This window comes from Bradyrhizobium sp. F1.13.3 (assembly GCF_040548265.1).
Taxonomy (GTDB): domain Bacteria; phylum Pseudomonadota; class Alphaproteobacteria; order Rhizobiales; family Xanthobacteraceae; genus Bradyrhizobium.
Genome location: NZ_JBEPRI010000002.1, coordinates 169,568 through 182,368, shown reverse-complemented (window position 1 = coordinate 182,368; position 12,801 = coordinate 169,568). Strand labels below are relative to the sequence as shown.

General features: G+C 65.1%; 11 protein-coding genes. 10 read left to right on the top strand and 1 reads right to left on the bottom strand.

Annotation, left to right across the window (positions count from 1 at the left end; all coding sequences use genetic code 11):
- The first annotated feature begins 87 nt into the window (after window positions 1–87).
- The 8 genes from ABIB66_RS05675 to ABIB66_RS05640 all read left to right on the top strand — a co-directional run bounded on the left by ABIB66_RS05675 (window position 88) and on the right by ABIB66_RS05640 (window position 8,819).
- Entirely contained in the window at window positions 88–1,146 is a 1,059-nt protein-coding gene (locus ABIB66_RS05675; protein ID WP_354206164.1) for a LacI family DNA-binding transcriptional regulator, read from the top strand.
- Window positions 1,147–1,227: 81 nt separating this feature from the next.
- Window positions 1,228–2,682: a xylulokinase gene (gene xylB / locus ABIB66_RS05670; protein ID WP_354206166.1), complete on the top strand. Its 1,455-nt coding sequence runs from the start codon at window positions 1,228–1,230 to the stop codon at window positions 2,680–2,682.
- Window positions 2,683–4,005: a xylose isomerase gene (gene xylA / locus ABIB66_RS05665; RefSeq protein WP_354206168.1), complete on the top strand. Its 1,323-nt coding sequence runs from the start codon at window positions 2,683–2,685 to the stop codon at window positions 4,003–4,005.
- Window positions 4,006–4,017: 12 nt separating this feature from the next.
- Complete coding sequence (locus tag ABIB66_RS05660; protein ID WP_007597833.1) at window positions 4,018–4,776, top strand: ATP-binding cassette domain-containing protein; 759 nt, start codon at window positions 4,018–4,020, stop codon at window positions 4,774–4,776.
- Entirely contained in the window at window positions 4,776–5,858 is a 1,083-nt protein-coding gene (locus ABIB66_RS05655) for an ABC transporter permease (protein ID WP_354206170.1), read from the top strand. Before ABIB66_RS05660 ends, ABIB66_RS05655 begins: the two co-directional genes overlap by 1 nt.
- A gap of 94 nt (window positions 5,859–5,952) precedes the next feature.
- Entirely contained in the window at window positions 5,953–6,885 is a 933-nt protein-coding gene (locus ABIB66_RS05650) for a sugar-binding protein (RefSeq protein WP_275168425.1), read from the top strand.
- Between the two features lie 104 nt (window positions 6,886–6,989).
- A complete protein-coding gene (locus ABIB66_RS05645) occupies window positions 6,990–7,967 on the top strand; it encodes an aldo/keto reductase (protein WP_354206173.1) in 978 nt (325 codons plus the stop codon).
- Between the two features lie 3 nt (window positions 7,968–7,970).
- The gene (locus ABIB66_RS05640; protein WP_354206175.1) at window positions 7,971–8,819 is read left to right on the top strand and encodes an amidohydrolase family protein; all 849 of its coding nucleotides are present in this window, start codon (window positions 7,971–7,973) and stop codon (window positions 8,817–8,819) included.
- Between the two features lie 21 nt (window positions 8,820–8,840).
- Here the strand turns inward: ABIB66_RS05640 and ABIB66_RS05635 are convergent, their stop codons facing one another.
- Entirely contained in the window at window positions 8,841–9,644 is an 804-nt protein-coding gene (locus tag ABIB66_RS05635) for an ATP-grasp domain-containing protein (RefSeq protein WP_354206177.1), read from the bottom strand.
- A 400-nt stretch (window positions 9,645–10,044) separates the two neighbouring features.
- Here ABIB66_RS05635 and ABIB66_RS05630 point away from each other — a divergent pair, with 400 nt between their 5' ends.
- A complete protein-coding gene (locus tag ABIB66_RS05630; RefSeq protein WP_354064005.1) occupies window positions 10,045–10,818 on the top strand; it encodes a ferredoxin--NADP reductase in 774 nt (257 codons plus the stop codon).
- Between the two features lie 222 nt (window positions 10,819–11,040).
- Complete coding sequence (locus ABIB66_RS05625) at window positions 11,041–12,750, top strand: FMN-binding glutamate synthase family protein (protein ID WP_354064007.1); 1,710 nt, start codon at window positions 11,041–11,043, stop codon at window positions 12,748–12,750.
- The last annotated feature ends 51 nt before the right edge of the window (window positions 12,751–12,801 follow it).

The following is a 12,801-nucleotide window of genomic DNA, read 5'->3' as shown; positions in this document are numbered from 1 at the left end:
GCTGTTCCTAGGTTCGGCTGCGGGAAAATGCGTGCCGTCCCTCGAAATGAGTTGCGTACCTCAAAACACCTCTGCTAGCCTTCAGTCATGGCCGATACGCTCACCACGACCGCGCTGACGCTGAAGGACATCGCCCGCCAGGCCGGCGTCAGCCTCGCGACGGTGGACCGCGTCCTGCACAATCGTCCGGGCGTGCGGCCGGATACGGTCCGGCGCGTCAAAGAGGCGATCGAGCGCAATTCGTTCCAGCCGCATGTGGCCGCCGCCGAGCTCGCCCGCGGCCGCGCCCGCCGTTTCGCCTTCGTGATGCCGTCGGGGCCGAACCCGTTCATGCAGCAGATCCAGGATTATCTCGGCGAGATGTCGGGCTGGCTGTCGTCCCGCCGCCTCGGCGTCGAGACCGTCGCAACCGACGTGTTCGATCCGTCCGTGCTCGCGGCTTCCCTGGAAGGGCTCTCTGACGATTACGACGGCGTCGCCGTGGTGGCGCTGGACCATCCCGGCGTCCGCGCCGCGATCGACGATCTCGTCGATGCCGGCACCAGTGTCGTGACGCTGGTCTCGGACGTACCGTCGTCGCGACGGCACCATTATGTCGGCATCGACAACATTGCCGCGGGGCGCACCGCAGGCGCGCTGGTCGGGCGGCTGGTCGGACAAAAGTCCGGCAAGGTCGCGATCGTCGCGGGCTCGCAGGGCCTGCGCGACCATGCCGAGCGCATTTTTGGCTTCAACCAGGTGATGGCGTCGGAATTCCCCGGCCTCAGCGTGCTGCCGGTGCTCGAAGGACGGGACGAGGACGCGCGTTCGGAACAATTGTTGGCGCGGCTGCTGGGCAGGCATGCCGACATTGTGGGTCTTTATAATGTCGGTGCCGGCACGCAAGGCGTCGCCAACGCGTTGAATGAAAAGGCGTTGAGCGATGACGGCCGCGACAGGCAGGTGGTGTTCGTCGGACACGACGTCACCGCGCTGACGCGCCGGCTGCTGCTGCAGGGCGTGATGCATGCCGCGATCTCGCAGAACCCCGGACACGAAGCGCGGGCCGCCGTGCGCGTGCTGCTCGCGCTCGCCCGTGGCGAGCCGATCTTGCGCGAACAGGAGAAGATCAGGATCGACATCGTGATGCGGGACAATCTGCCTTAGCGGCAGGTGGAATTCAAAACGACCCGGTGCGGATAAGGCGACTTGAGTTCGCACACCGCAACAGGCGAAAGGGAGGATGGCGTGTATCTCGGTATCGACATCGGCACATCAGGTGTGAAAGCGGTGCTCGTGAGCGAAGCCGGCGCGGTTGTCGCGACGGCGGCGCGCGAGCTTGCGCTGTCGCATCCCGCGCCGCTGTGGTCCGAGCAGGATCCCGATGGCTGGGTCGATGCGGCGGTCGGCGCGGTCGACGATCTTGCCGCCCGCCATCCGCGCGAGGTCGCGCGGGTGCGGGGCATCGGACTATCCGGCCAGATGCATGGCGCGACGCTGCTGGACGAGGATGGACGTACGCTGCGTCCCGCGATCCTCTGGAACGACGGCCGCTCGCACGCCGAATGCGTCGCGCTGGAGCGGCGCTGCCCATCGCTGCACACGATCGCCGGCAATCTGGCAATGCCCGGCTTCACCGCGCCGAAGCTGCTCTGGGTCGCCAGGCACGAACCAAAGATCTTCGCGCGCGTCGCAAAGGTGCTGCTGCCGAAGGCCTATGTCCGCTATCGCCTGACCGGCGAGATGATCGAGGACATGTCGGACGCGGCCGGCACGCTGTGGCTCGACGTCGGTCTGCGCCGCTGGTCGGCCCTGCTGCTGCATGCCACCGGGCTCGATCTCCATCACATGCCACGCCTTGTCGAGGGCAGCGAGGTCAGCGCGACGCTCGCGCCGGACTACGCGCAACGCTGGGGCATGGCAAAGAATGTCGTAGTCGCCGGCGGCGCCGGCGATAACGCCGCGAGCGCGATCGGGCTCGGCGCCATCGCGCCGGGCGATGCCTTCCTGTCGCTTGGCACATCCGGCGTGGTGTTTCGCGTCACCGATCGGTTCGCACCAGCGCCGGCCTCGGCGGTCCATACGTTCTGTCACGCACTGCCCGGCCGCTGGCACCAGATGGGCGTGATGCTGTCGGCTGCGGCGTCGCTGGCCTGGCTCGCGGGCGTGATGGAGGTTCCGGCCGCAGCGCTGCTGGCGCCGCTCGGCGAGCGCGTCGATGGACCGAGCCCGGTCAAGTTCCTGCCTTATCTCGACGGCGAGCGCACGCCGCACAACGATGCCGCTGCCAGCGGTGCCTTCGTTGGCCTGCGCGGTGCGACCGGGCGCTCCCAGATCGTTCAGGCCGTGCTCGAAGGCGTCGCATTCGCCGCGCGCGACAATCTGGCGGCGCTGAGCGCGGCCAGCGGACCGCTTGCCGAGGTCGATCTCGTCGGCGGCGGCTCGCGCTCGCCGCTGTGGGCGCAGATCTGCGCCGATGTGCTCGGCATTCCCGTCCACCGCGTCGAGGAGGGCGAGGTCGGGGCGGCACTCGGCGCCGCCAGGCTCGGCCGGCTCGCCGCCACCGGCGAAGACGCGGCTGCGGTTTGCACCCGTCCCCGGCGGCTCGCGAGCTTTACGCCTCGCGCATCGGTCAGCGCGGCCTATGACGAGGCCTATCGCCGCTGGCGCGAGCTTTATCCTGCGTTGAAGGAGTGTGCCTAAGTGAATGCGTCAGCGAAATTCTTCGATACAAGCGTACCTGTCGCCTTCGCCGGCAAGGATGCGGGCAACGCGCCCGCCTTCCGCTGGTACGACAAGGACCGCCTCGTTCATGGCCGCAGGATGGAGGACCATCTGCGCTTTGCGGTCTGCTATTGGCATTCGTTGTGCTGGCCCGGCGGCGATCCCTTTGGCGGCGAGACGTTCCTAAGGCCCTGGCACCACGGCGCCGATGCGATGGCGCAGGCGCGCGCCAAGGCCGACGTCGCCTTCGAGCTGTTTCGCCTGCTCGACGTGCCCTTCTTCACCTTCCACGACGTCGATGCGGCGCCGGAAGGCAACTCGCTTGGCGAATCCGTCGCCAACCTCAATGCCATCGCCGATCTGTTCGAAGCGAAGATGGCCTCCAGCAAAGTGCGCCTGCTCTGGGGCACCGCCAATCTGTTCACGCATCGCCGCTACATGGCGGGCGCGGCCACCAATCCGGACCCCGAGATATTCACCTATGCCGCCGGCCAGGTCCGCGCCGCGCTGGAAGTGACGCACCGTCTCGGCGGTCAGAACTACGTGCTGTGGGGCGGGCGCGAGGGCTACGAGACGCTGCTCAACACCGATATCGAGCGCGAGCTCGACCAGCTCGGCCGCTTCGTCTCGCTCGTCGTCGAGCACAAGCACAAGATCGGCTTCAAGGGGCCGATCCTGATCGAGCCGAAGCCGAAGGAGCCGACCAAGCACCAATATGATTTCGACGTCGCCACCTGCTACGGCTTCCTCGCGCGCTACGACCTGCTGAAGGACGTCAAGCTCAACATCGAGCAGAACCATGCCATCCTCGCCGGCCACTCCTTCCATCACGAGGTTGCGCTCGCGGAGGCGTTGGGCGTGTTCGGCTCGCTCGACATCAACCGCGGCGATGATCTGCTTGGCTGGGACACCGACCAGTTCGCGATGAACGTGCCCGAGCTTGCCCTGGTGTTCCACGAGCTCCTGAGCCGCGGCGGCTTCACCTCCGGAGGGCTGAATTTCGACGCCAAAATCCGCCGCCAGTCGATCGATCCCGACGATCTGATCCACGCCCATGTCGGCTCGATGGATGCCTGCGCGCGCGCGTTGCTTGCCGCCGCAGACATGCTCGATTCCGGCGCGCTCACTGTGCCGCTTGCGAAACGCTACGAGGGATGGGCGGGGCCCGAGGGCAGCGCCATTCTCGGCGGCCAGCGCTCGCTCGCCGAACTTGCCGACCGCGCGCATGGCCCAGGCTTTGACCCGCAGCCGCGCTCGGGCCGGCAAGAATATCTGGAATCCCTCGTCAACCGCTACGTCTGAGGAAGGCCGCTGATGACAAATGCACAAGCGACACCGGTCCTCGAGCTGACCGGCATCGGCAAGGAGTTCGGCGCGATCCGCGCGCTGCATGATGTCGACATGCAAGTCCTCCCCGGCGAGGTCGTCGGCCTGATGGGCGACAACGGTGCGGGCAAGTCGACGCTGGTCAAGATCATCGCCGGCAATTTCCGCCCCAGCCACGGCGAAATCCGCTTCGCCGGCAGCGCGGTTCATTTCAACCGGCCCGTCGATGCCCGCGGCGTCGGCATCGAGGTGGTCTATCAGGACCTTGCGCTCGCCGACAATCTCACCGCAGCAGCCAACGTCTTTCTAGGCCGCGAGCTGAAGCGCAGAATCGGGCCGTTCGCGTTGCTCGACCACAAGGCGATGGCCGCGCGTGCACTGGAGCTGTTCGGCGAGCTGCGCTCGGAGACGCGCCCCGACGATCTCGTCAAGCAGATGTCGGGCGGCCAGCGCCAGGCGGTTGCGATCGCGCGGACGCGACTCTCCAACGCCAAGCTGGTCATGATGGACGAACCCACGGCCGCGATCTCGGTCCGCCAGGTCGAGCAGGTGCTCGGCCTGATCCACCGGCTGAAGGAGCAGGGCGTTGCCGTGATGCTGATCTCGCACCGCATGCCCGACGTGTTCGCGGTGTGCGATCGCGTCATCGTCATGCGCCGCGGCGAAAAGCGGGCCGACAAGCCCATCCACCAGACCTCCCCCGAGGAAGTCACCGCCCTGATCACCGGCGCGAAGGAGGCGGCGTGATGGCCATGCCCATGGAATCCCCGATCACCTTCTCGAATGTCGGCAAGATCAGATGGTGGCAGCGCGGCATCTTTGCGTCCCAGACCGGCTATGTCCTGCTCGCGCTGGCGGTGCTGCTGGTGGTCATGCATTTCGCCAGCCCGTACTTCTTCACAGAAGGCAACATGCAGAATGTGGCGAAGAATTTCTCCTTCATCGCCATTGCCACCCTCGGCGTCACCTTCGTGATCATCACCGGCGGCATCGATCTGTCGGTCGGCTCGATGATGTGCTTCTCCGCCATGGTCACCTCGATGGTGATGACCGAGCTGTCGGCGCCCGGCTCGCCCGCGGGCTCCCTGTTCGTGCACATGGCGGCCGACGGCAAGACCGTGCTCGCCAATGTCCCCGGCCTGATCCTGCTGGTCTCGCTGCTCGCCGGCCTCGGCGTCGCGCTGCTCGCCGGCCTCGTCAACGGCTTCTGTATCGCGGTGCTCGGCCTGTCGCCGTTCGTCACCACGCTCGGCATGCTCTCGATCGTGCGCGGGATGGGCTATGTCGTCTCCAACGGACGCGGCAGCTTTCCGGGCGGGCCGGATGCCGGTTATTTCTACGCGCTTACCTCGGGCGACGTGCTCGGCGTGCCCGTGCCATTCATTTATCTGATCGTCCTCGCGCTGGCGATGGCCGTGGTGCTGCACCACAGCTCGTTCGGCCGTCACGTGTTCGCGCTCGGCGGCAACGAGAAGGCGGCCGAACTCACCGGCATCCCGGTCGTGCGGGTGAAGATCGAGGTCTATGTGATCTGCGCGCTCGCCGCAGGCCTCCAGGGCATCATCATCTCGGGCTGGCTTGGGTCGGCGCCGGCCAACATGGCGACGTCCTACGAGCTCAACGTGATCGCTGCGGCCGTCATCGGCGGTGCCAATCTCGCCGGCGGCATCGGCGGTCCGCTCGGCGCCATCGTCGGCTGCGTGCTGCTCGAGGTGATCCGCAACGGTCTCGTGCTCGCTCAGGTCAGCTCCTACTGGCAGCAGACGCTGGTGGGCGTGATCATCATCCTGGCCGTATTGGTCGACCGCATCCGCTCGCGGATGATCTGAAACGACGTCGTTCCGGGACGGCAACGAAAATGCCGCCTGTCCGCTTCCCGGACGATCTCAAGAGGACAGGCGCTAAAGAAGGGTGGAGGAGACGATGAGGAAATTTGTTCTTGCCGGAATCGCCGTCGCGATGATGGCTACGCCGGCGTTTGCCGCAAACTACCGGTTCGTGATCGTGCCCAAGGCGATGAACAATCCGTTCTTCGACTTCGCGCGAGACGGCTGCCTGAAGCGTGCCAAGGAGCTCGGCAATATCGAGTGCATCTACAAGGGGCCGGTCGAGCACGAGCCGGCGACGCAGGCCCAGATCATCCAGGACTTCGTCACCCAGAAGGTCGACGGCCTCGCCATTTCGGTTGCCGACGTCGCGGCGATGACCAAGTCGATCGACGCGGCGACCGCGGCCGGCATCCCCGTCATCACCTTCGACGCCGATGCACCGGGCGCCAAGCGCATCGCCTATATCGGAACCAACAACAAGGAGTTCGGCGTCGCCCTCGGCAAGCAGCTCCTGAAGCTGCGGCCCGATGGCGGCAAATACGCCATGGTCTCGGGTGGTCCCGGCGCCAAGAACCTCGCCGAACGCGTCGACGGCGTTCGCGAGGCGCTGAAGGGTTCGAAATGGACCGAGGTCGCGGGCTCTCCGACGTTCTGCAACGACGATCCCGCGCTGGCGGTTCAGCAGATGACTGACATGCGCACCGCGACGCCAGATCTCGCCGCGATCGTTCCCATCGGCGGCTGGCCGATGTTCGCCCCCGAAGGCTTCAAGGCCTTCGCGTCCAGGTACAAGAAGGATATCGATTCCGGCAAGTTCACGCTTGTCGTCGCCGATACGCTGAAAATGCAGCTCGAGCTGTTGCGCGACGGCTACGCCAATGCGCTGGTCGGCCAGCGTCCGTTCGAGATGGGCGAGAAGGCGATGGACACGCTGCTCGCCATCAAGAAAGGCGAGAAGGTGCCGGAGATCGTTTATACCGGCCTCGATCTCGTGACCAAGGACAACGTTGCGCAGATGTTGAAGTAGGAGCGTCGCCAGCCCCGCGCTCCTCGCGTGCCTCTCCCGCTTGCGCTTTTCGCAAGCGGGAGAGATGATTTTGGCTGTTGGGGAAGACTGTTGAGGCAATGGGAATGAAAAGGTCGCGGCTCGGCTCTCTCGATGTCACCTCACTCGGCCTCGGTTCCGCCCCGCTCGGCGGCTTGTTCTCCCCCGTCAGCGATGCCGATGCGGAAGCGACCATCGCCCGCGCCTGGTCGCTCGGAATCCGCTTCTTCGACACCGCGCCGCTCTACGGCTTTGGTCTCGCGGAGCGACGCCTTGGCGCATTCCTGCGGCGACAGCCCCGTGACTCCTATGCCATCTCGACCAAGGTCGGCCGTCTGCTGCGCGCGCCCGATGGCACTGCCGTGGAGGACGAGCATTACAAGGGTACGTCGCGCGAGCGGCCGGTGTTCGATTTCAGTTATGACGGCGTGATGCGATCGGTGGAGGAAAGTCTGGTGCGGCTTGGGCTCGACCGCGTCGATGTCCTGCTCGTGCATGATCCCGACGATCATTACGACGACGCCGTCGCCGGCGCCTTCCACGCGCTCCAGCGCCTGCGCACTGAGGGCACCGTCCAGGCGGTCGGTGCCGGCATGAACCAGTCGGAAATGCTGGTCCGGTTTGCAGAGGCCGTTCCGGTCGACTGCTTCCTGCTCGCCGGCCGCTACACGCTGCTCGACCAGGGCGCGCTGGATGCGCTGTTCCCTCTCTGCGCCTCCAAGAACATCGGCATCCTGCTCGGCGGCATCTACAACAGTGGCATCCTGGCCAATCCGCACACGGGCGCGAAGTTCAACTATCAGGACGCCGATGCGGCACTCGTCGCCCGCGCGCTCGCGCTCGACGAACTCTGCCGCAAGCACGGCACCGAGCTGAAAGCCGCCGCGCTGCAGTTCTGCATGGCCCATCCGGCAGTCACGGTCGCGGTGATGGGCGCGCGCAACGCCGCGGAAGTTGCCGATAACATCGCGATGTCGGAGACGGCGGTGCCCGCGGCGTTCTGGCAGGAGCTGCGTGCGCGAAAATTCGTCGACGCCCGCGCGCCATTACCGGGCGGAGCGTAAGGCATGATCATCGACGGACATCAGCATTTCTGGGATCCCGCGCGCGCCGACTATCCCTGGATGGACGCGCCCGAGCTCACGCCGATCCGGCGTGCCTTCGGTCCGGCCGATCTCGCGCCGCTTTTGAGCGCGAACGGCATCGATGCGAGCATCCTGGTGCAGTGCCGCTCGGAGCTCGCGGAGACCGAGGAATTCTTGCGGATCGCGCATGCGACGCCCTCGGTGATCGGCGTCGTCGGCTGGGTTGATCTGACTGATGCTGCACTTGGCGAAACGCTGGAGCAGTTGCGTGCTTCGCCCGGCGGCGACAAGCTGGTCGGCATCCGCCACCAGGTCCATGACGAGGCCGACCCGGAGTGGTTGTTGCGCGAGGACGTCCAGCGCGGCCTCACGGCCGTGTTCGCGCACGATCTCGCCTACGATTTCCTGGTCCGCGCCCGCGAGCTGCCGGCCGCGATCGCAACAGCACAAGCCTTCCCGCAGGCGCGCTTCGTGCTTGACCACGCCGCCAAGCCGCCGATCGCCGACGGTGGAAGCGACGAATGGTCCGAGCGCATCGCGGCTCTCGCGGCGTGCGGCAATGTCTGGTGCAAGGTCTCGGGGCTGGCGACGGAAGCGGTGTGGAGCGACTGGGATGCGGAACTGCTGTTTCCGTTCGTCGCGCACGCCGCGACATGCTTTGGCGAGGATCGCCTGATCTTCGGCTCGGATTGGCCGGTATGTTTGCTCGCGGGGAGCTATGGGGAGATCAAGAATGCGCTTGAGGCCTGCCTGATGAAGCTCGGGCCGCAGGTGCGGGACAAGGCGTTCGGCGTGAATGCGAAGGCTGCGTATCGGCTGGCGGTGAGTTGAAGCCGCCAGCGCGCGTGTCACTCAGTGTTCGTCGCCAAACACCCGATCCAGCGCCGCATCGTACGTCGTCTGCACCAGTTGCGGATGCAGCTTCGCCAGCGTCTCCATCATCACGCCGGAGTTGATCTCGAGCACGCGCCAGATGCCGTCAACGTGCACGAGGTCGATCGAGGCGAAGGTGATGCCGATGGCATTGGCGGCATCGATGGCGAGCTTTGCGCAGGCTGTGCGAAGATCGCCGTCCTGTATCAGCACGGGCTTTGCACCCGCATCGAGATTGTGCCGCCAATCCGAGCCACGCTGCTTGCTGTAGACGACGAGTGGCACGTCATCGAGCAGTACCACGCGAACTTCGTCCTCGATCACGACATAAGGCGAGATCACGAGTCCGGCGCTCATCGAAAAGGCTTCGCCAACCGCACGATCGAGCTCTGTTTCCGTCGTTACCCTGAAGACGGATCGTCCCGACGTCCCCTCGTTCGGCTTCACCACCACGCCTTGCGGATTGTCGTGAAGCAGCGCCAGCATTGCCTCTCGCCAGGCGACGCCGACAACCTTCTCGCCCAACTTGGGATTGAGGAACAGGCGATGGGGAATGCAGGGCACGCCCTCGAGGGCGAGCACCTCGGCGGTGGCCGATTTGTCGTTGGCCAGGCGGTGCGCGATGGCGCTGTTGAGGCCGACGTCGTAGCCGAACGCGAAGAGGCGCTGCTCGCCCCGGCGCATCGCGAGCAGCCAGCCATCGGCGCGGACATCGAGCGCGATGCCATGCTTCGCGCAATAGCGCTTGATCGCCTGGACGAAGATCCGCTCGCCGCTCGCCATGTGTCTAAGTCGCCAGTCGCAGTCGCCAGTTCCGGTTGATCTTGGCGCCAAAAGCCGCAAAAATGCGGGAAACGGCGCCAGACCGGCGAGAAATCAGAGCTATTCTTAATGAAATTCTCGCGAGCGCCACGGAAATTAAGTGCTGTATTCGAACTCCCGAGGGAAAAGAAATTGCCCTCCGCATGCGCCGGACAGCAGATCCATTAATGATGTGACCATTTCCGCCGCAAATGCCGGTTTGACCGGCATCAATTGCATCCGGAACGAGGTTGATTATTGGTCTCAATGGCGTAGATCACACACGCGAAATCCTCCGCCATGGCAATGGTGTCCGCTCCGCTTCCAGGGGCCGGGCAACGCTTTTGCCCTAAAACCGCAATTATTCGGAATATCGAAAATCATGAGCGCGTTTTACCGAGAGAAGGTTCTTTCCGTCCAGCACTGGACCGACACCCTGTTCAGCTTTCGCGCCACCCGCGATTCCGGCTTCCGCTTCCAGAACGGCCAGTTCGCGATGATCGGCCTTGAGGTTGAGGGCCGCCCGCTGCTCCGCGCCTACAGCATGGCGAGCGCCAATCACGAGGAAGAGCTCGAGTTCTTCTCGATCAAGGTTCAGGACGGCCCGCTGACGTCGCGTCTCCAGAAGATCAAGGAAGGCGACACCATCCTGGTCGGCCGCAAGGCGACCGGCACGCTGATCACCGACAATCTCATTCCCGGCAAGCGGCTGATGCTGCTCTCGACCGGCACGGGCCTGGCGCCCTTCGCCAGCCTGATCAAGGACCCCGAGGTCTACGACCAGTTCGACAGCATCGTGCTGGTGCATGGCTGCCGTCAGGTCTCCGAGCTCGCCTATGGCGAGAAGCTCGTCGCCGGTCTTCGCGAGGACGAACTGTTCGGGGAGTTGCTCGCGGACAAGCTCATCTACTACCCGACCGTGACCCGCGAGCCGTTCAAGAACCGCGGCCGCATCACCGACCTCATCAGCTCCGAGCAGATCTTCAACGACATCGGCCAGGGTCCACTCGACATCGCGACCGACCGCATCATGATGTGCGGCAGCCCGGGGATGCTCGAAGAGCTGAAACTGATGTTCGAAGGCCGCGACTTCGTCGAGGGCTCCGGCAACAAGCCCGGCCATTTCGTGATCGAAAAGGCGTTCGTCGAGCGGTAATCGCCGCGTTCTCTGGTCGTTCCGGCCTAGTGCGCAATTGCGCACGGGGGCCGGGATGACCGCGGTGAGTGTGGTCGTCGGCCCAGCCTCTGCTGCACTGCAAAAGCCCGCCCATCGGGCTGATTGATTTATCCCCGCCGAATTCGCTAGCGTGAAACAACCGCCGCGTCATATCCGTATGACAGGCGCGGGCGTATCGTACCGCCTCATGCTGGCGAGAGGATGGGAATCGTGGCCGACGAGCATAAGACGCAGGAATCGCCCAACGTTTCGCCCAAACGACTGCCGCTGGCGGAAGAGGGGATCATGGAAACCCTGCTGCTGCCATTCTCCCCACGGTTCATCGTCCTGACGATCTGCGCGGTTGTCACCGCGCTGCTGATCGGCATCGGCATCGCCGACCGCAAGATCTTCGACATCCTGCTGATCCCGATCCTGATCTTCGGCGCGTTGACGCTGCTGGGCGTCCGCGACCTCATGCAGAAGGGCCACGCCGTTCTGCGCAACTACCCGATCTCGGCGCATATCCGTTTTTTGCTCGAAGAGATTCGCCCGGAGATGCGGCAGTACTTCTTCGAGAGCGAGAAGGACGGCATGCCGTTCTCGCGCGACATCCGTGCGGTGGTCTATCAGCGCGCCAAGATGCAGCTCGACAAGCGTCCGTTCGGCACCCAGGAGGACGTCTACCGCCAGGGTTATGAGTGGATGCATCACTCGGTCTCGCCGAAGACGCACGCCGAGGAGAAATTCCGCGTCACCATCGGCGGCCCCGATTGCGCCAAGCCGTATTCGGCTTCGGTGTTCAACATTTCCGCGATGAGTTTTGGCGCGCTCAGCCCGAACGCCGTGCGCGCGCTGAATGCCGGCGCCAAGAAGGGCGGCTTCGCGCACGACACCGGCGAGGGCGGCTTCAGCCCCTATCACGCGGAGATGGGTGGCGACATCATCTGGGAGATCGGCTCGGGCTATTTCGGCTGCCGTCATCTCGACGGCGCCTTCGATCCCGAAGCCTTCGCGCGCGTCGCGAGCCAGGACCAGATCAAGATGGTCGAGCTCAAGATCAGTCAGGGCGCCAAGCCCGGTCATGGCGGCGTGCTGCCGGCGGCAAAAGTCTCGGAGGAGATTTCCAAGATCCGCGGGGTCGCCATGGGCGAGGATTGCATCTCGCCGGCCTCGCATCGCGCCTTCTCGACGCCTGTTGGCATGATGCAGTTCATCGGCGAGATGCGAAAGCTCTCCGGCGGCAAGCCGACCGGCTTCAAGCTGTGCATCGGCCATCCCTGGGAATTTTTGGCGATCTGCAAGGCGATGATCGAGACCGGCATCTATCCCGACTTCATCGTCGTCGACGGCAACGAGGGCGGCACCGGCGCCGCGCCGTTGGAGTTCATGGACCATCTGGGCATGCCGATGCGGGAGGGCGTCAGTTTCGTCCACAACGCGCTGATCGGCATCAACGCGCGCGATCGCATCAAGATCGGCGCCTCCGGCAAGATCGCGACCGCGTTCGACATGGCACGCGCCATGTCGATCGGCGCGGACTACTGCAATTCGGCACGCGGCTTCATGTTCTCGCTCGGCTGTATCCAGTCGCTGAGCTGCCACACCGACCGCTGCCCGACCGGCGTCGCGACCCAGGACCCGACGCGGGCGCGCGCGCTTTACGTACCGCTCAAGATCGACCGCGTGCACAATTATCACCTTGCCACGCTGCACTCGCTGACCGAGCTGATCGCCGCGGCCGGTCTCGAACATCCGCAGCAGCTGCGCCCGATCCACTTCTCCCAACGCACCTCGACGACGGACGTGAAATCTTTCGCGCAGCTCTATCCGTCGCTGCGTCCGGGCGAGCTGCTCGAAGGCACCGAAGACCCGCGCTTCCGCGATGCCTGGCGTATGGCGCGGACGGAGACGTTCCAGCCGGCGCTGTAGGGCGCCGGTCCACTGGCAAAGCCGCAGGCCCCGCGCGTAAAGGCATCGCGA